The sequence below is a fragment of the Streptococcus sp. HMSC065C01 genome, from assembly GCF_001813525.1.
GTDB lineage: Bacteria > Bacillota > Bacilli > Lactobacillales > Streptococcaceae > Streptococcus > Streptococcus parasanguinis_V.
Genome location: NZ_KV812856.1, coordinates 115,541 through 132,846 on the forward strand (window position 1 = coordinate 115,541; position 17,306 = coordinate 132,846).

The window sequence follows — 17,306 nt, forward strand, 5'->3', positions numbered from 1 at the left end:
ACAAACTGGAAGAAGCATTGTATACTGACTCCGCTGGTTGCTTTTTGGTCAAATTAGACTAGACCAATTTTAAAGTAACTGAGAAATCGACCATAGGTCATTTGACTAAGTAAAGGGGAAAGTATAGCAAGGCTATATCGTAAAAACTATGTGCGGAATCGTTGGTGTTGTAGGAAATACAAATGCTACTGATATTTTGATTCAAGGACTTGAAAAACTCGAATACCGAGGCTATGACTCTGCGGGTGTTTTTCTGGCTAGTGAAGGCAAGAGCCAATTGGTAAAGGCAGTTGGCCGCATTGCAGAATTGTCATCTAAGGCAGAAGGTGTCGAAGGGACAGCTGGGATCGGACATACCCGCTGGGCCACTCATGGAAAACCAACTGAGGATAATGCTCACCCACACCGTTCTGAAACAGGTCGCTTTGTGTTGGTCCACAATGGGGTCATTGAAAACTATCTTGAAATCAAGGAAGAATACCTAGCAGGTCACCATTTCAAGGGGCAAACAGATACAGAAATCGCAGCCCACTTGATCGGAAAATTCGCTGAGGAAGATGGGTTGTCTACGCTTGAAGCCTTCAAAAAAGCCCTCCACATCATCCGTGGGGCCTATGCTTTTGCTTTGATGGATGCGGAAGATCCAAGTACCATCTATGTGGCAAAAAATAAATCACCACTCTTGATCGGTCTTGGCGATGGCTACAATATGGTTTGCTCTGATGCTATGGCCATGATTCGTGAAACCAACCAATACATGGAAATCCATGACCAAGAGTTGGTCATTGTCAAGGCTGATAGTGTTGAAGTGCAAGACTATGATGGAAACGTCAAAGAACGGGATAGCTACACGGCTGAACTTGACCTTTCTGATATTGGAAAAGGGACTTACCCATACTACATGCTTAAAGAAATCGATGAGCAACCAACTGTCATGCGTAAGTTGATCCAAGCCTATACAGATGAATCTGGTCAAGTAGTGGTAGACCCAGCTATTATCAAGGCTGTTCAAGAAGCAGATCGCATCTATATCCTTGCGGCTGGTACCTCTTACCATGCTGGATTTGCGTCTAAGAAGATGTTGGAAGAGTTGACAGATACTCCAGTAGAACTCGGTATTTCCTCTGAATGGGGCTACGGTATGCCACTTCTCAGCAAGAAACCACTCTTCATCTTCATCAGCCAATCTGGTGAAACAGCTGATAGCCGCCAAGTATTGGTCAAGGCCAATGAAATGGGCATTCCAAGCTTGACAGTGACCAATGTTCCAGGTTCAACTCTTTCACGTGAAGCAGACATGACCATGTTGCTCCATGCGGGTCCTGAAATTGCGGTAGCTTCTACTAAGGCTTATACGGCTCAAATCGCAGCCCTTGCCTTTCTTGCTAAAGCTGTTGGGGAAGCCAATGGCAATGAGAAGGCCAAAGCCTTTGATTTGGTGCACGAATTGTCTATCGTTGCCCAATCGATCGAATCAACCCTTTCAGAAAAAGAAGTGATCGACGAAAAAGTTCGTGGCTTGTTGGAGACAACCCGCAATGCTTTCTATATCGGACGTGGCCAAGATTACTATGTTGCCATGGAAGCCAGTCTGAAATTAAAAGAAATTTCTTACATCCAATGTGAAGGCTTCGCTGCGGGTGAGTTGAAACACGGTACCATCGCTCTGATCGAAGAGGGTACACCGGTCATCGCTCTCTTGTCTGATCCAGTCCTAGCCAGCCACACACGTGGAAACATCCAAGAAGTGGCAGCACGTGGGGCTCATGTTTTAACCATTGCAGAGGAAAATGTCGCTAAAGAGACAGATGATTTGGTCTTGACAGCGGTTCACCCTTACCTCTCTCCAATCTCAATGGTGGTGCCGACCCAATTGATTGCCTACTTTGCAACCCTTCATCGTGGACTCGATATCGACAAACCACGGAACCTTGCTAAGTCTGTAACAGTTGAATAAATTTGTTAATATAGAAAAAACATCCTCGTTAGGTTTTTCCTAGCGAGGATGTTTGCTTTATTTATCAAAACCTTGCAAGGCTTTAAGACGTTCCTCTGTTTGTCCCTTGGCATCTAGTTTTTTACCTTGGTAAACAGCAGATTCCCATGATCCGTACATTGGATTTGGGAAGATGATGAATTTTTCACCAAATTCTTTTTGCAATTCGTCCAATTTCTTATCGCGATCAGCTTCAGAGGTCTTAGAAAAATCTGCAAAGTCAACCAGGTTGTCCCCGAATAGCAAGACAAGATTGGTCTTTTCTTGTACAGCTTGGCGACGGCCTTCTTTTGATTTGACGCCATCTTCTAAGAACATGAGGTGGTCGCGTCCTTGAACAGGAATGCCTTCTTTTTCAAGGTTCTTAATGGTATCATCTACTTGAGAGGTTGTACGGTCAGAAATGTAGTAGATTTGAACCCCGTTTTGATCCGCATATTGAAGGAAATCTTTAGCACCTGGCACCGCTTTTGCGGCTGCTTTTTTCACCCAAACATCCCAATCTTTAGGATTGAAGGCCGTACCGTCTTTGACGTTTTGAACTTGGTAAGGGCTGTTATCTAAAACAGTTTCGTCCAAATCCAAGACGATGGAATAAGGCTTATCAGAAGGAGTTTGGAGGATCTCTTTCAAACGGTCAGTAGCGACATTGTAGCCTTGTAAATACAAAGCCTTAGTTTCAGCTGCCTTTTGGTACCAGAGAACAGACATGGTATTTTCTTGTGAGCGCTGCTGGTCATAGGTCATCGTCACCTGATTTTTAGTGCTACTTGCTTTTGTCTCTTGCGTTTTAGTGGTATTGCTTCCACAACTCGTCAGTAAAATGACAGAAGCAAGAGCAGAAACGATGGTAAAGGTGGTTTTTGTTGTTTTCATAAACCGTACACTCCTTAAAATTATTCTATAAAAATTATACTCCTTTCAATCTTGCCTGACAAGAAAGAGGAGAAGGTGTCTAGGAATCGGTGAAAAGAACAAAAGAGGAAAAATGCTGTTATGAAAGGTTTCTTTGCTTTAACATACGCCATTTTTTCCTTTAAAAGAAGGGATATAGTTTTCTGCTATAACCGGATCAAGAAAAGATCAAAGCATCCCTTTTCTTCTAAAATGAAACAATAAAGAAAGATACTCGCAAGTCCCTATTTTCAAGCACTTGCGTTTTTTTGATGCCTTTCTCAATAAAGAAATTTTAAGGCCTTGATAGGGAAAATATATTAGTCAGCTACTTTTTGAGGTGATATCATGGTTACAAATTCCAGAAGGAAAGCAGTCAGTCTTTCTGTTGGAGAAATATTGAGGAGGATGTACAGTATGAGTAAAAAAGAATTGGTTCTTCGTGCCATTCGAGGCGAAACAGTAGAGCGAATCCCTGTAGGATTTTGGCTCCATTATGTGACCCAAGAAGAAAAAGAATTGGGTCTAGACAATCCGGCTGTAGTAGAAAAAAGTATTAAGGGCCACCAACACTATGTTGAAGAAATTTCACCTGATTTTGTCAAGATCATGAGCGATGGCTTCTTCCGCTATCCGAGTGCTCTTTATTCGAGAGAGATCAGATCGATCCGAGAATTGAAGGATATTCAACCGATTGGAGAGCATCATCCATGGATTGAAAAACAAATCGAAGTGGTCAAGGAAATTTGTTCTCATTTCCATGAAGAGATTGCTTCTTTCTACAATATCTTCTCGCCCATTTCTTATTTGAAACGCTGGTTCCGTACGGATCAATCCCGTGGAGATCAAATGATTGCAGACTTTATCAAGGAAGATCCAGAAACTTTAGCTCATGTCCTTGACGTGATTGCAGGAGACATCGCTACTTTAAGTCGCCGCTTGATCCAAGAAGCAGGTATTGAAGGGATTTACTTTTCAACCCAGCAAATTCAAGACGAGCGTGTGACAGATGAAGAATACTGCAAGTTCATTGAGCCTAGCAGCATCGCTGTCCTAGAAGCAGCCAATGAAGCTGGAGGCATCAATATCCTTCATATCTGTGGTTTTGAAGGGGCCAGCAATGAAGTGGAACTCTTCAAGGATTATCCAGCTCAAGTCATTAACTGGGCAACCCATCATGAAGGCCTTAGCCTAGCCGCAGGTCGCAAACTTTTCGGCGATCGTGCCGTTTTGGGTGGCTTTGTCAATGGCAAAAAAGGCTTGCTCTATCAAGGGGAACGAGAAGCTATTGAGCAAGAAACGCGCCGCTTGGTGGCTGAAGCCGGAAGTCGTGGTTTGATCCTTGGAGCAGACTGTACCGTGCCAGATGATTTCCAATTGGAACGCTTAGATTGGGTGCGTCAAGCAGCTGTATTGTAAGAAGAAAGGAGAGGGAGATGAAAAAGATCAATGTATGGTGTATCCTGGTAACCGTTTTGTTTTTGCTTTTAGGGCTTAGTAAAGCTGCTCTAGCAAGCAGTCAGGGGAAAGCAAAAAAAGATCCAGATATGGAAAGACTGGAGAAAATTCCAGCCCATAGCCTCTCCCTCCTTCGCCCGTCTGATCTAGCAGGAATTCTTCTTCTCGAAGATCAGTGATAAAAAAAGATGAAGAGCTTGATAAAAAATATATATTAGTCAAAGCATCATTGAAGTGATAAGATAACAAACAAGAAAAGATAGAACGAGGTAAGAACATGTCATCAAAAAGAGAATTAGTGTTAAAAGCTTTCAAAGGAGAAGCAGTTGACCGTGTGCCAGTTGGATTTTGGCATCATTTTACAACAGAAGAAGAATGGTTGAAAGGATTTTCAAATCCGGAAATTATTGAAAAAAACCTGAATGGCCATAAAAACTTCCTTCACAAGGTCAAACCAGACTTTGTCAAACTCATGAGTGATGGTTACTTTGCTTATCCAAATCCAGCCATTCACAAAGGCCTTGAAAATATCTCTGACTTAGCAGGGATTGAACCACTCGGAGCAGATCATCCATGGATCACAGAGCAAGTAGAGCTCGTTAAAAAAATCCGTGCCGGTTTTGAAGAAGACATTGTGGCTATCTACAATATCTTTGCTCCAGTGACCTACTTCAAATGGTTGGTCGGAGAAGTTTCAGGAGGAGATGACTTGATCGCCAACTTTATCGATCAAGATGCAGCAACTCTTAAAAAAGTATTGGATACAATTGGCCAAGATATTGCAAGTTTGAGCCAACGAATTATTAAAGAAGCAGGAGCAGACGGGATCTACCTCAGTGTTCAAAGTATCCAAGATGCGCGGGTTACACAAGAAGTCTATAAAAACATTATTGCACCGAGTGAACTCCATGTCTTAGAGGCGGCCAATGAAGCCGGTGGCGTAAATATTCTTCATATCTGTGGCTACGAAGGAGCTCGCAATGATATCCATCTCTTCACAGACTACCCAGCCCAAGTCATTAACTGGGCAGTCGGACCAGAAGGAATCAGCCTAGCAGAAGGATGCGAAATCTTCGGTGGACGCACGGTTCTTGGTGGCTTTGAAAATGGTAAAAATGGTCTTCTTTACACAGGAGATAAGGCTGCGATCCAAGCAGAAACCAAACGCATCATCGCAGAAACAGGAACCACAGGCTTGGTCATTGGTGCCGATTGTACGATTCCAAGTGACATTGATGAAGAACGAATCGAATGGGTTCGTGAAGCTGCAGCAGAATAAGGAAAATAGAAAAAGGGAGAACAAAGTATGAGTAAAAAAACATGGATTATCGGTGGGGTGGCAGTTCTTGCCATTGCAGGTGCAACCATTCTTGGACGGAGCTTGAACCATGCAAACGACAGCAAAGGCTCAACAGGATCTAACAAGGTAACAACCTTGAAAGTAGCCCACACTCAAAACTATGTACCGTATGATTTCGTTGATGAAAAAGGAGAATCAGATGGCTATGAAGTAGCCGTTCTCAAAGCCATTGACGAAAAACTACCAGACTACAAGTTTGAGTACACTGGAACAAGTGATGACGATCTCTTGATCGGTCTAGAATCTGGTAAATACGATATCGGAACCAAAGGAGCTTGGTATACCGAAGAACGTGCCAAGAAATTTATCATTCCAAAAGAACCAATCGGTGCAAGTATCATCGGATTTACCGTCCGGAAAGAAGATGCGAATAAATACAAGAACATCGATGACTTCGCTAAAGAAAAAGGAAAATTGGTTCCAATTTCACCACAAAATGCACAATGGAATGTTATTAAAGAATACAATGAAAAGCATAAGGACCAACAAATCGAATTAACAGCTGCGGAATCTTTCAAAGTCGCAGATGCTTATGCTTGGGTTCTTGAAGGACGTTACGATGCCTTCTTTGACATCAAACTTTCCTTTGAAAAAGCTGTCACAGATAAAGATGGTTCTTACCACCAATATGCGGACAAACTTAGCTGGTTTGCCTACAAAGGAATTCCAACTTACCCATTGATCCATAAGGATAAGAAAAACGAAAAATTTGCGGAAGCATACAGCAAGGCTATCAAAGAATTGGAAAAAGATGGGACACTTGCTAAATTGTCGAAAAAATATTTCGGTGAAGATGTCTTCAGTTATGTAGATAAAGAGAAATAAGATGGAACTGGGTGCGCATAGCCCCAGCTTCCTTATTTCTATACGGATACAGAAAGGAAAAGAAACATGGTCTCATACGACATTTCCAAGGTTTGGTCATTTCTTCCAACCTTGGTCCAAGCTCTACCAGCGACCCTAGCTTTGATGGTTTTAACGACGGTTCTCGGTTCTGCATTTGGCTTGGTTTTGACCTGGGCACAAGTATCAGAAGATAAGGTAGGAGCAGGTCTGGCAAAAGGTTATGTCTTTACCTTGCGTTGTACCCCTCCGATTGTCTTGCTCTTTTTGGTCTTTTATGGACTGCCCCAATTTTTGAACTGGTGGTTGGGCATTGACATTGACCACTGGTCCAAGTTTGTCTTTGTCCTTGTTGCCATGTTTCTTCTCTTTGCTGCGATGATCTCTGAGGTCTTCAAGGCAGCCTATTTGGCCATTCCAAAAGGTCAGATGGAAGCGGGCTTGAGTATTGGCTTGACGCCGGCTCAAACCATTTGGCGGATTGTCCTTCCTCAAGCCTTTCGCGTGGCTCTTCCAAATATGACAACTGCCATCTTGAACCTCATGCGCGATGCCGCTTTGGCTTATACCATTGGCTTTATCGATATCATGGGAGCAGGCAACAACTTGATCAGCCGCAATCTTGGGAATTATTCCCTCGAAACATATACAGCTGTCGCAGTGATCTACTGGGGAATTGCCCTTGTGATCTCCTTCTCCGCTCAACTCCTTGAGAAACGACTCAGTGTAACAGAAAGGTAGCTTATGGATTTCAATTTTATTAGTAAAGCATTTCTAGCCACCTTGGGTGGTGTTCCAGTGACCCTTCTGATCATGGTCGTATCAATTCTTTTGAGTTTCTTTCCAGCCCTCTTTTTGGCACTCGGTCAGATTTATAAGGTCAAAGGTGTTCGCAGTTTCTCAGTGATTTACTTAGCTTTTATCCGCGCGACACCTCCGATTCTCTTGATTCTCTTCTTTTATAGTCTCTTTCCCAGTCTCTTAAATAGCTTTTTTAAGAGTATTGGTAGTCACTTTAATGTCTTTGAGATCAATCCCATTTACTATGCCTTTATCATCTTTAGCTTGATGACAACGGGGAGTCTTGCTGAAATTCTACGGTCAGCCATTCTGACTGTGGATAAGGGCCAGCTAGAAGCAGCGCAAGCCATTGGTTTGACTAATCGCCAAGCCTACATCCGCATTGTTTTTCCACAAGCCTTGCGTTCAGCCCTTCCCAATTTGTGTAACTTGGTTATCAACTTGGTCAAAGGAACCTCCCTTGTCTTTGTCATGACCATCAAGGATATCACCGCCATTGCCAAGGTCGAAGCCTCTTATGGCTATCAATATTTTGAATCCTATCTAGTGATTTTTATTCTTTATATTGTCATTTGTGGGGTGATTCAATGGGGATTCAATCGCTTAGAAAAACGCCTGACACTCGCATAGAAGAAGGAGAAATGAAAAGATGTTAGAAGTAGAACACGTATCGAAAAAATTTAAGGACCACCAGGTCCTGGTAGATGTCAATCTCAAGGTCAACCAAGGGGATGTCGTCGTTATTTTGGGTCCATCTGGATCAGGAAAAACAACCTTCCTTCGCTGCCTTAACCACTTGGAAAAGGCAGATACAGGGCACCTCACCCTAGGTGGAAAAGAGTACGACCTCTCAAAACTCAGCAAAAAAGAGATTCTAGAAATCCGCCAAAAGACAGCCTTTGTCTTCCAGCATTATAATCTCTTTGCCAACAAAACAGCGCTTGAAAATATCTTAGAAGGACTGGTTGTAGCTCGTAAGATTCCAAAAGAAGAAGCCATCCAACGGGCAGAATCAGCCCTTGAAAAAGTTGGTCTTCTTGCTTATAAGGATTACTATCCTTCTCAATTGTCAGGTGGCCAGCAGCAACGGATCGGAATCGCGCGTGCCATCGCAGTGAAACCAGACGTGATCTTGCTGGACGAGCCGACTTCAGCGCTAGACCCAGAGTTGGTCGGTGACGTCTTAGATGTCATGAAGCAATTGGCCCAAGAAGGAGTGACCATGGTTGTCGTAACCCATGAGATGGGCTTTGCGCGTGATGTGGCCAACCACGTCATCTTTATGGATGGCGGACACATCATCGAAGAAAACGAACCCCATGAATTCTTCAACAGTCCAAAAGAAGAGCGAACCAAACAATTCCTTTCACGGATTTTATCCGACGCCACTTATAGCGTTGAATACATGATTTAACAGGAGACACACCCAGTAAGGGTGTGTTTTTTAGGATCTGGAAAAAATTTTTAAAAATTGGGTCATTTTTTAAAAATCATTACGAATAATATAAGTGAGAGGGAAATATGACTGATAAAAAACAACGATTTGTACTACTATTCTTACTGACTTTGTTTCTAGGAGGTTGCAGTCTTTTTACGGATAAAGCTGCTGAGAGAAGGGAAATGATTCAGATTGCAGAAAGCACGAAAATGGAGCGAGCGATAAAACACTTGTTAATCAGTATCGATCCTAAAGCTTTCACTTCAGAAGGAGTCATTCACTCCTATACCCTGATAAAAGGTGAATTGGAATACAATCCAATGGGAGGGATGAATGTCTATCTTGTGATCAATGGCGATAAAAAGTTAACGATCGATACGACTGTTCAAATGGAAGATTCAGGACAGTTCGGAGCAGGTAGTTACGGTATTTCAGCAAAATTAGATGATCTGTTAAGTAAAGCAGAAGAGACTGGAAAATAGACTCAATTAGGTAAATACCCCTAATATAGGTAAATAGAAACATTTCTGTATCAAAACCAATATGTTACATTAATAGCTAGTGCTTGTAACGATTTGGCAACATTTTTTAACAAAAGTAACATTTCAGGTATGAATAGAATTTTGTATAATAAATTCTAAGAAACCTGAAGAAAGAATGGGAAGAAGATGAAAAAAAGTAAATTTATTGTATTAGTTATGATACTATTTGGTTTAAGTTTGGGAGGTTGTAGCTTTTTTAATGGACAATCTGCCAAGAAACAAGAAATGATTCAAATCGCAGAGAGTAAGAAGATGAAAGTGGCGATTGAAAATATGTTGAAAAAATTAGATCCTAAAGCTCTTACTCCAGAAGGAAAAATAAAATCATATAAAATCTCTAAAGATGATTTAGATTATAATCCGATGGGAGGGCTATTAGTAAAAATAGTTATAAATAATGATGAAAAATTAGTTTTAAGCACAACTATACAAGAGGACGCTACAACAGGGAAATATGAAGAGACCTATTTTGGGGAAACAGAGGAGTTAAGTGATTTATTAGATAAGGAGTGATAATGGCTAATAATTTAAATTTCAATGATCAACAAAATGTTAAAGCTGCTCTACTTGAATACGAAAAAGATGTCAAAATAAATGGAAAGTTTAAAATTGGGACGAAGAAAGACGAATACATTGGTAATGTTGCCCATATTTATGATAACGTAAATGACAATGAGGAGCAGGTCTTCGTTCTTACTAATAATGGCCAAGGCGCGCAACAAAATGCAGTCCCCTATACTGCTTCTGATGAAGCGCGTGCCCAAATCCATGACGTGACTGTCTTGATGAAGGGATCTGAAACTGAAATAAGTACACAAAAATTACTCCATGATACATATACGGATTGGGTAAAGACAGATTTGCCAGCAGCTTCCAATATTTTGAACCCTGGTGGTGCAAGCGAGTATGCAACAGAATATGCGAAGAATTATGCGCGAGATAAGGCTAAAGATGGTTTTAACAATGCTGTAGAAGCTTTTGAAGATGCAATTATTCCTACATCTGTTAATCTTCCACCGGAGGCCACTCCCTTAGGTAGGTTCATACAAAAAGCGATGGACAATCCTGTCAGCAATTTCATACAGGAAAAAGCATCAGATGCGGTCGGCTTTTTTGCAGAAAGAACAGCCGAAGAACAGGTTAAATTTCCTGCTTTAATGGGAGCTGCTTTTTTAAAAAAATACAATGATGAAAACGGTAATTTCCCGCCTCCGCAGTTTAAAGATGCTGCAGCTCATTTGAAAGAGGTGATCCGAAAATACCCTAATGCCAAGATCGATCTATACGGTCACTCTCTGGGGTCTATGAATATTCAGTATGCGCTTGCCTGTTTGACGGAAGAGGAAGCTTCTCATATTGGGACCGTCCATCTATACAATGGCCCTAATGCCTATTCCATCTTAACACCCGAGCAAAAAGCGCGTATAGATTCGCTGAAGTACAAAATTTACAACCACATTGACCATAAAGATTTGGTTAGCTTGGGCTATCAGGATTCTGGAAGCAAGGAATCCAGTGGGATTGTCAAGCACCTCAAAACTAAGAATTTGATAAATACTGGCCTGCAGCACATGATGCATGGTTATATCTATGATAAGGATGGGAATTTGGTTCTTGAAAAGGGAACGGAAGCCATCACTCGCAAGGAAATCATTGAAGAGCGGATGAAGGTTTACTATCGCCTAAAGGATAAATTACAAAAAACAGGTGATGGACTGAGTTCAAGTGAACAAATCTATCTCGATGCCTTGCAGGCACGCTTGGCTTCTGATGAGCTGATTCGAGTAGTGGATGAAGGGCTGGAGCAAGCTCAGAAATCTAAGGCACGACTGGATACAGATTTAGAAGCTTTGGAGAAAGTATTACAGACCGTTCCGAAAGGCTTCATTCTCAATCTTGCCGAAGTAGAAGAGGCCTATGCACAGGCTGGTGCAACAAGGCAAACAGTTGTCACTCAAGTAAGAGAAAGATTCGACAACCGTTTGGCTGCATATCAGTCCTTATCGAATGAATTCCATGCTTTAAACAAGCAAGTGAATGCAGGAATTGAGCTCTTAAAAACAAAAGATCAAGAAATAGCAGGAGAAATGAACCAGTGGGAACAACTAGCTTATTAATTTCATCTACTCTTTCGAAAAAGGAAAAGAAACTAGATCACTTGGAAAGAGAGTTTCAAAAAGCGCGTTTGGAGCTAGATGAAAAGCGTTGCCTAGTGGAAAGAAAACAGCAGCTCTTCACCCAGATGCTGGAAGAAGAGTATGCGATGGCAGCTTCCTTCTTACAAGAGCAGGAGGTTGATGTCAATTGTGGATGGGAGTCCCTCCATCGCTGTATCGAAGAGTATGATCTCGAAGCTAGAGAAGCTGCACAAGTAGCCTTAAAACAGATCGAAATCGAGGAAGAGAATTTATGGCAATCCTACCGGAAAGATAGACGCCAACTGGAAGAGGAGTTTGCACAAGATAAAGTTTCATAGTATAGAAGAGGAGGAAGTATGGGTGATAGTCCAGTCAAAGATTTCTTTGATTTAGATATGAAAGATAAAATGAGGATCATCGAAAGCCGAAAGAAACTTGAAAAAGATTTAATCCGTGTTGTCTATGCGCCTGTTTTATTGACCTGCAAGGCAGGAGTTGAGAAGCGTTACAATGAGGAATTGACTGCGATTGCAACAGTAGCCGAAGAAGACGTCCAGGTAGTTGGAAAACAACTGGATCAGTCCATGGTGGGGCAATTTGCTAAAAATGTACAGACAGTTATTCAAGAAAAAGCTGGGAAATTTAAATCTATCTAGCCAAGAACTTCTATTTAAAATGGAATCTGGAGTGACTCCAGATTTTTTTAATAAATTTAAAAAATTATGTAAAAAAGTGTTGACAAATAATTCAGTCTGCGTTATAATAATTTATGTAAACAAAAAGAGGTTGAAAAAACCTACTGGTTTACAAGATCAATAGTGGAAAGGAGATGGTGATATGCTATTTCCAAAATTAAGACAACTAATTGATAAAAGGGGAAATAGAAACTGTTAGCCTGTAGGGCTATTATTAAATAAATGAATTAAAATTATGTAAACAATTAAGCAGCAGCCAATTGGTCTGCTAATTTTCAAGAATGAATTAAAATTATGTAAATTAGAGGTATACAATATGAATAACAACTTTAACAATATGGATGATCTTTTCAATCAACTAATGGGAAACATGGGTGGTTTTCGTTCTGAAAGCCGTCGCTACATGATCAACGGTCGTGAAGTGACACCAGAAGAATTCGCTATTTACCGCCAAACTGGTCAACTTCCAAATGAAGGAAGTGAGCAAGTGCAACACCATCAAGGTAAAGGAATGAAACAAGATGGGATCCTTGCAAAACTTGGTCGTAACTTGACCGAAGAAGCTCGTGAAGGAAAATTGGATCCGGTCATCGGACGTAATAAAGAAATTCAAGAAACTGCTGAAATCTTGTCTCGTCGTACCAAGAACAACCCTGTCCTTGTAGGGGATGCCGGTGTTGGTAAAACAGCAGTTGTAGAAGGTTTGGCACAAGCTATTGTGAACGGGGATGTTCCAGCGGCTATCAAAAACAAAGAAATCATCTCGATTGATATTTCTGGTCTAGAAGCTGGTACGCAATACCGTGGTAGCTTTGAAGAAAATATTCAAAATCTGATCCAAGAAGTCAAGGCTATGGGAAATGTCATTCTCTTCTTTGATGAAATCCATCAAATCCTTGGTGCAGGCAGCACAGGTGATGGTCAAGGATCTAAAGGTCTTGCGGATATCATCAAACCTGCTCTTTCACGTGGGGAATTGACTGTCATTGGTGCAACCACTCAAGATGAATATCGTAACACCATCTTGAAGAATGCGGCTCTTGCTCGTCGTTTCAACGAAGTGAAAGTCAATGCTCCATCAGCTGAAGATACTTTCAAGATTCTCCAAGGGATCCGTGATCTTTATGAAAAACACCACAATGTCATCTTGCCAGATGAAGTTTTGAAAGCAGCAGTTGATTATTCGATCCAATACATTCCACAACGTAGCTTGCCTGATAAGGCCATTGACTTGGTCGATGTGACAGCTGCTCACTTGGCAGCCCAACATCCTGTAACAGATGTTCATGCTGTGGAACATGAAATTGAAGAAGAAAAAACCAAACAAGAAGAAGCTGCGGCTAAAGAAGATTACGAAGCAGCTTTGAAAGCAAAAGTTCGTATCGAAGAACTTGAAAAGAAAATTGAAAACCATACGGAAGACCATAAAGTAACAGCAACAATCAACGATGTGGCTGAATCAGTAGAACGGATGACGGGTATTCCAGTGTCTCAAATGGGTGCAACTGATATTGAACGTTTGAAAGATATGGGTCACCGCTTGCAAACTAAGGTTATCGGTCAAGATAAAGCCGTTGAAGCAGTGGCACGTGCTATCCGTCGGAACCGTGCAGGATTTGACGAAGGGAACCGTCCAATCGGTAGCTTCCTCTTTGTAGGTCCTACTGGTGTCGGTAAGACTGAATTGGCTAAACAATTGGCGCTTGATATGTTCGGAACCAAAGATGCTATCATCCGTTTGGATATGTCAGAATACAGCGACCGCACAGCCGTTTCTAAATTGATTGGTACAACAGCTGGTTATGTTGGTTACGATGACAACAGCAATACCTTGACAGAACGTGTTCGCCGTAACCCTTACTCTATCGTCCTTCTTGACGAAATTGAAAAGGCGGATCCTCAAGTGATCACCCTTCTCCTTCAAGTTTTGGATGATGGTCGTTTGACAGATGGTCAAGGGAACACGGTCAACTTCAAAAATACTGTGATTATCGCCACTTCAAACGCTGGATTTGGTTACGAAGCTAACTTGACAGAAGATGCGGATAAACCAGAACTCATGGATCGTTTGAAACCTTACTTCCGTCCAGAATTCCTCAACCGTTTCAACGCTGTCATTGAATTCTCACACTTGAGCAAGGAAGACCTTTCTAAGATTGTTGATTTGATGTTGGTAGATGTCAATAAGACCCTTTCTAAGAAAGAAATCGACTTGGCAGTGAGCGATGCAGCTAAAGAATACATGACTGAAGAAGGTTATGATGAAGTGATGGGTGTTCGTCCACTCCGTCGGGTAGTTGAACAACAAATCCGTGACAAAGTCACAGACTTCCACTTGGATAACTTGGATGCCAAACATCTCGAAGCAGACATGGAAGATGGTGTCCTTGTGATCAGAGAAAAAGACACAAAGAAGGAAGAAAACGCTGATAAACAAGCAGATTAAGGCGAATTAGTTTGTGAAAAATAGAGACTGCTATCATATAGCAGTCTTTATTTTTTCTTCCCACCTGGGGGAAATTATTCGCCGTATAAGGCCAAAATCCTCCTATTTGGGCTAAAAAAACATCAATAATTAGTGAAATTAATCCAATTTGAGCAAAATTATTAATAAATAAAGAAAATAAGTATATAATCTATACAAGAATAAAATTTGAGGAATGGAAGTAAGATGAGCAATACAATTGATATCTACTCAACTCCCGAATACAGAAAAGTGGAAGCCGTTGTTCAACTGATGGTTGACGGTCGCTTGACGAGCTATCGTGTCGCAACTGAAACAAACATCAGCAAAATGAGCTTAGCGACTTTGACGAAGGGAACGAGTAAAATCAAAAATATTACCTATCAAACGGCTTTGGCCTTGATTGATTGGTATGATGAGAATCATGAAAAGTATGGCATTACGATTGACTAGTCAGTAGCCCACTTTTCGTGGTTTTTTTCTTTTTCATCAAAACTTGCCTCCTCTCTAATACTGGAGTCTGATTTTACTTGAAGAGGATGGGAAAACTTGAAAAGACGGGCGAAATTTGATATAGTATAGCATATATGAAAATTAAAGGAGAAACATATGCAAGGCGGAAGTTTGCTAATTATGCTCGTTCTTATGGTCGGTTTGATGTACTTCATGAGCCGTAGCCAAAAGAAACAGTATCAAAAACGGATGGAAAGTTTGAATAAACTTCAAAAAGGAAATGAAGTCATCACGATTGGTGGCTTGTACGGAACCATCGATGAAGTCGATACAGATCGCAAGACCGTTGTCTTGGATGTTGATGGTGTCTACCTGACCTTTGAATTGGGAGCGATCAAAACAGTTCTTCCTGTATCAGAAGGAATCTCAGCCACTGCTACAGAAGGTGCTAGCTCAGATGCCGATTCAGCCATCGAAGAATAATCATCAAAGAAGAGGCAAGGGCCTCTTTTTTGGTGGGCAAATAGGACGATGTGATGAAGGAAAGCCTTGCTGGTTCAAAAAAGAGGCCAGAGTCCCTATTTTATGGGGATTTATGGTATAATGAAGCGATAAATATTGAAATAGGTAGAAAAACATGTTTCGTTTTAAGAAAAAAGAAAAAATCGAGATACCTTTAGAAGTCCCGAAACACATTGGGATCATTATGGATGGCAATGGTCGCTGGGCGAAAAAGCGGATGCAACCGCGCGTCTTCGGTCATAAGGCGGGGATGGAAGCTCTCCAAGAAGTGACGATTGCAGCAAAAAATATGGGGGTTCAGGTCCTGACTGTCTATGCCTTTTCGACCGAAAACTGGACACGCCCTGAAGATGAAGTCAAGTTCATCATGCACTTGCCGGTCGAGTTTTATGATCGTTTCGTCCCCGAATTGCATCGCAACAATGTCAAGATTCAAATGATCGGTGATACCAAGAAATTACCAAAAGAAACGCTGGAGGCTTTGGAAAGAGCAGAAGCGATGACCCATCTCAATACAGGCTTGATCCTGAATTTCGCACTCAATTATGGTGGACGTGCTGAGATCACTCAGGCCGTGAAGCAGATCGCCCAAGAAGTCTTGGATGCGAAGTTCAGTCCAGAAGATATCACAGAAGAGATGATCGCAGATTCTCTCTATACCGAGAGTTTGCCACGCGTCCTAAGGGATCCAGATTTGATTATTCGTACCAGCGGAGAGATCCGTTTGAGTAATTTCCTTCCTTGGCAGGCGGCCTATAGTGAGTTGTATTTCACAGATGTGATGTGGCCAGATTTTGGAGAGGAAGCACTACGAAGTGCCATAGTAGAATATAGCCATCGCCATCGGAGATTTGGTGGTGTTTAGGAGAAGATGATGACGAAAGATTTACAAAAACGTGTGATTTTTGGAGGAATTGCCCTGCTCTTTTTCATTCCAACAGTAATGGTTGGAGGGGTGTTCTTCCAGATTGTGATTGGCTTGATCGCCATGCTAGGGGTTCATGAATTGCTCAAGATGAAGGGGCTTGAGACAGCGACTTTTGAAGGAGCGCTAGCCATGTTAGCGGCCTTCGTCCTGACTTTGCCGATCGAGGACTACCTCCCTTACCTTCCAGCAGATGGCAATATGATTGCCTATGGTCTGGTTGTCTTGATTCTCATGGGGACAACTGTTCTTGCTCAGAATTACAATTATGAAGATGTGGTCTACCCCATTGCGTCCAGCTTTTATGTTGGACTTGGTTTCCATTCCTTAGTAGATGCGCGAATCGCTGGTATTGATAAGGTCTTATTGGCCCTCTTTATTGTCTGGGCTACAGATTCAGGTGCTTATCTGGTAGGAAGCCGATTTGGGAAACGCAAGCTCATGCCTGCGGTTTCTCCTAATAAAACGATTGAAGGCAGTCTTGGGGGGATCTTGTCTGCAGTTGCGGTAACTGTGATCTATATGATCGTGGATCGCTCTGTGGCAGGTGGACATGGTTTTCTTGCTATGATCTTCTTTACCATCCTCTTTAGTATTGCAGGTCAGTTTGGAGATCTGGTAGAGAGCGCGATTAAACGCCATTTCGGTGTGAAAGATTCTGGGAAATTTATTCCAGGACATGGTGGTGTTCTAGACCGCTTTGATAGTTTGATTTTTGTCTTTCCCTTGATGCATTTCTTGGGCTTGTTCTAAGACAGAAGAGATAGAAAGGAAACC

General features: G+C 41.7%; 19 protein-coding genes. 18 read left to right on the top strand and 1 reads right to left on the bottom strand.

From position 1 onward, the window contains the following. The first annotated feature begins 148 nt into the window (after nt 1–148). Nucleotides 149–1,957 (top strand): glutamine--fructose-6-phosphate transaminase (isomerizing), encoded by a 1,809-nt coding sequence (glmS, locus tag HMPREF2918_RS05125; protein ID WP_070594764.1) that lies wholly within the window; start codon nt 149–151, stop codon nt 1,955–1,957. A 57-nt stretch (nt 1,958–2,014) separates the two neighbouring features. Here glmS and HMPREF2918_RS05130 read toward each other — a convergent pair whose 3' ends face one another. Beyond that, nucleotides 2,015–2,872, bottom strand: a complete 858-nt coding sequence (locus HMPREF2918_RS05130; protein WP_003004374.1) for a 5'-nucleotidase, lipoprotein e(P4) family — start codon at nt 2,870–2,872, stop codon at nt 2,015–2,017. Nucleotides 2,873–3,307: 435 nt separating this feature from the next. Here HMPREF2918_RS05130 and HMPREF2918_RS05135 point away from each other — a divergent pair, with 435 nt between their 5' ends. From HMPREF2918_RS05135 to HMPREF2918_RS05215, 17 genes are all read left to right on the top strand, one after another. After that, on the top strand, nt 3,308–4,309 hold the full coding sequence (locus tag HMPREF2918_RS05135) for a uroporphyrinogen decarboxylase family protein (RefSeq protein ID WP_070448944.1): 1,002 nt from the start codon (nt 3,308–3,310) through the stop codon (nt 4,307–4,309). 17 nt (nt 4,310–4,326) lie between these two features. After that, a complete protein-coding gene (locus tag HMPREF2918_RS05140; protein ID WP_070594765.1) occupies nt 4,327–4,527 on the top strand; it encodes a hypothetical protein in 201 nt (66 codons plus the stop codon). A 98-nt stretch (nt 4,528–4,625) separates the two neighbouring features. Next, nucleotides 4,626–5,627, top strand: a complete 1,002-nt coding sequence (locus HMPREF2918_RS05145; RefSeq protein WP_070594766.1) for a uroporphyrinogen decarboxylase family protein — start codon at nt 4,626–4,628, stop codon at nt 5,625–5,627. Between the two features lie 27 nt (nt 5,628–5,654). Continuing rightward, complete coding sequence (locus HMPREF2918_RS05150) at nt 5,655–6,533, top strand: transporter substrate-binding domain-containing protein (protein ID WP_003004175.1); 879 nt, start codon at nt 5,655–5,657, stop codon at nt 6,531–6,533. A 66-nt stretch (nt 6,534–6,599) separates the two neighbouring features. Next, the gene (locus HMPREF2918_RS05155; protein ID WP_003004525.1) at nt 6,600–7,292 is read left to right on the top strand and encodes an amino acid ABC transporter permease; all 693 of its coding nucleotides are present in this window, start codon (nt 6,600–6,602) and stop codon (nt 7,290–7,292) included. 3 nt (nt 7,293–7,295) lie between these two features. Further along, the gene (locus tag HMPREF2918_RS05160; RefSeq protein ID WP_013904552.1) at nt 7,296–7,982 is read left to right on the top strand and encodes an amino acid ABC transporter permease; all 687 of its coding nucleotides are present in this window, start codon (nt 7,296–7,298) and stop codon (nt 7,980–7,982) included. Between the two features lie 19 nt (nt 7,983–8,001). After that, nucleotides 8,002–8,766 (top strand): amino acid ABC transporter ATP-binding protein, encoded by a 765-nt coding sequence (locus HMPREF2918_RS05165; RefSeq protein WP_003016067.1) that lies wholly within the window; start codon nt 8,002–8,004, stop codon nt 8,764–8,766. Between the two features lie 107 nt (nt 8,767–8,873). Next, the gene (locus tag HMPREF2918_RS05170) at nt 8,874–9,272 is read left to right on the top strand and encodes a DUF1310 family protein (RefSeq protein WP_070594767.1); all 399 of its coding nucleotides are present in this window, start codon (nt 8,874–8,876) and stop codon (nt 9,270–9,272) included. A 186-nt stretch (nt 9,273–9,458) separates the two neighbouring features. Beyond that, the gene (locus tag HMPREF2918_RS05175) at nt 9,459–9,845 is read left to right on the top strand and encodes a DUF1310 family protein (RefSeq protein ID WP_070594768.1); all 387 of its coding nucleotides are present in this window, start codon (nt 9,459–9,461) and stop codon (nt 9,843–9,845) included. A 2-nt stretch (nt 9,846–9,847) separates the two neighbouring features. Then, nucleotides 9,848–11,449: a lipase family protein gene (locus HMPREF2918_RS05180; protein ID WP_070594769.1), complete on the top strand. Its 1,602-nt coding sequence runs from the start codon at nt 9,848–9,850 to the stop codon at nt 11,447–11,449. Next, nucleotides 11,428–11,808, top strand: coding sequence for a hypothetical protein (locus HMPREF2918_RS05185; protein ID WP_049491017.1), 381 nt, complete (start codon nt 11,428–11,430; stop codon nt 11,806–11,808). The genes HMPREF2918_RS05180 and HMPREF2918_RS05185 overlap by 22 nt, the downstream gene beginning before the upstream one ends. 18 nt (nt 11,809–11,826) lie before the next feature. Continuing rightward, nucleotides 11,827–12,126: a hypothetical protein gene (locus HMPREF2918_RS05190; protein ID WP_045759054.1), complete on the top strand. Its 300-nt coding sequence runs from the start codon at nt 11,827–11,829 to the stop codon at nt 12,124–12,126. 355 nt (nt 12,127–12,481) lie between these two features. After that, nucleotides 12,482–14,611 (top strand): AAA family ATPase, encoded by a 2,130-nt coding sequence (locus tag HMPREF2918_RS05195; protein ID WP_021154368.1) that lies wholly within the window; start codon nt 12,482–12,484, stop codon nt 14,609–14,611. Between the two features lie 225 nt (nt 14,612–14,836). Next, nucleotides 14,837–15,082: a hypothetical protein gene (locus HMPREF2918_RS05200; RefSeq protein ID WP_003009969.1), complete on the top strand. Its 246-nt coding sequence runs from the start codon at nt 14,837–14,839 to the stop codon at nt 15,080–15,082. Nucleotides 15,083–15,238: 156 nt separating this feature from the next. Then, nucleotides 15,239–15,565 carry a preprotein translocase subunit YajC gene (yajC, locus tag HMPREF2918_RS05205; RefSeq protein WP_003004444.1) on the top strand — a complete coding sequence of 109 codons (327 nt, stop codon included), beginning with the start codon at nt 15,239–15,241 and terminating at the stop codon, nt 15,563–15,565. A gap of 154 nt (nt 15,566–15,719) precedes the next feature. Beyond that, nucleotides 15,720–16,469, top strand: coding sequence for an isoprenyl transferase (locus HMPREF2918_RS05210; protein ID WP_003009971.1), 750 nt, complete (start codon nt 15,720–15,722; stop codon nt 16,467–16,469). 9 nt (nt 16,470–16,478) lie between these two features. Then, complete coding sequence (locus HMPREF2918_RS05215) at nt 16,479–17,282, top strand: phosphatidate cytidylyltransferase (protein ID WP_023919527.1); 804 nt, start codon at nt 16,479–16,481, stop codon at nt 17,280–17,282. The last annotated feature ends 24 nt before the right edge of the window (nt 17,283–17,306 follow it).

Bases quoted from the DNA above. Each gene is read 5' to 3' on its own strand.
- HMPREF2918_RS05200 (WP_003009969.1), top strand. From the start codon at position 14,837: ATGAGCAATACAATTGATATCTACTCAACTCCCGAATACAGAAAAGTG.
- HMPREF2918_RS05195 (WP_021154368.1), top strand. From the start codon at position 12,482: ATGAATAACAACTTTAACAATATGGATGATCTTTTCAATCAACTAATG.
- HMPREF2918_RS05190 (WP_045759054.1), top strand. From the start codon at position 11,827: ATGGGTGATAGTCCAGTCAAAGATTTCTTTGATTTAGATATGAAAGAT.
- HMPREF2918_RS05165 (WP_003016067.1), top strand. From the start codon at position 8,002: ATGTTAGAAGTAGAACACGTATCGAAAAAATTTAAGGACCACCAGGTC.
- HMPREF2918_RS05145 (WP_070594766.1), top strand. From the start codon at position 4,626: ATGTCATCAAAAAGAGAATTAGTGTTAAAAGCTTTCAAAGGAGAAGCA.
- HMPREF2918_RS05135 (WP_070448944.1), top strand. From the start codon at position 3,308: ATGAGTAAAAAAGAATTGGTTCTTCGTGCCATTCGAGGCGAAACAGTA.
- HMPREF2918_RS05170 (WP_070594767.1), top strand. From the start codon at position 8,874: ATGACTGATAAAAAACAACGATTTGTACTACTATTCTTACTGACTTTG.
- HMPREF2918_RS05130 (WP_003004374.1), bottom strand. From the start codon at position 2,872: ATGAAAACAACAAAAACCACCTTTACCATCGTTTCTGCTCTTGCTTCT.
- HMPREF2918_RS05215 (WP_023919527.1), top strand. From the start codon at position 16,479: ATGACGAAAGATTTACAAAAACGTGTGATTTTTGGAGGAATTGCCCTG.
- yajC (WP_003004444.1), top strand. From the start codon at position 15,239: ATGCAAGGCGGAAGTTTGCTAATTATGCTCGTTCTTATGGTCGGTTTG.
- glmS (WP_070594764.1), top strand. From the start codon at position 149: ATGTGCGGAATCGTTGGTGTTGTAGGAAATACAAATGCTACTGATATT.
- HMPREF2918_RS05210 (WP_003009971.1), top strand. From the start codon at position 15,720: ATGTTTCGTTTTAAGAAAAAAGAAAAAATCGAGATACCTTTAGAAGTC.
- HMPREF2918_RS05150 (WP_003004175.1), top strand. From the start codon at position 5,655: ATGAGTAAAAAAACATGGATTATCGGTGGGGTGGCAGTTCTTGCCATT.
- HMPREF2918_RS05180 (WP_070594769.1), top strand. From the start codon at position 9,848: ATGGCTAATAATTTAAATTTCAATGATCAACAAAATGTTAAAGCTGCT.
- HMPREF2918_RS05140 (WP_070594765.1), top strand. From the start codon at position 4,327: ATGAAAAAGATCAATGTATGGTGTATCCTGGTAACCGTTTTGTTTTTG.
- HMPREF2918_RS05160 (WP_013904552.1), top strand. From the start codon at position 7,296: ATGGATTTCAATTTTATTAGTAAAGCATTTCTAGCCACCTTGGGTGGT.
- HMPREF2918_RS05175 (WP_070594768.1), top strand. From the start codon at position 9,459: ATGAAAAAAAGTAAATTTATTGTATTAGTTATGATACTATTTGGTTTA.
- HMPREF2918_RS05155 (WP_003004525.1), top strand. From the start codon at position 6,600: ATGGTCTCATACGACATTTCCAAGGTTTGGTCATTTCTTCCAACCTTG.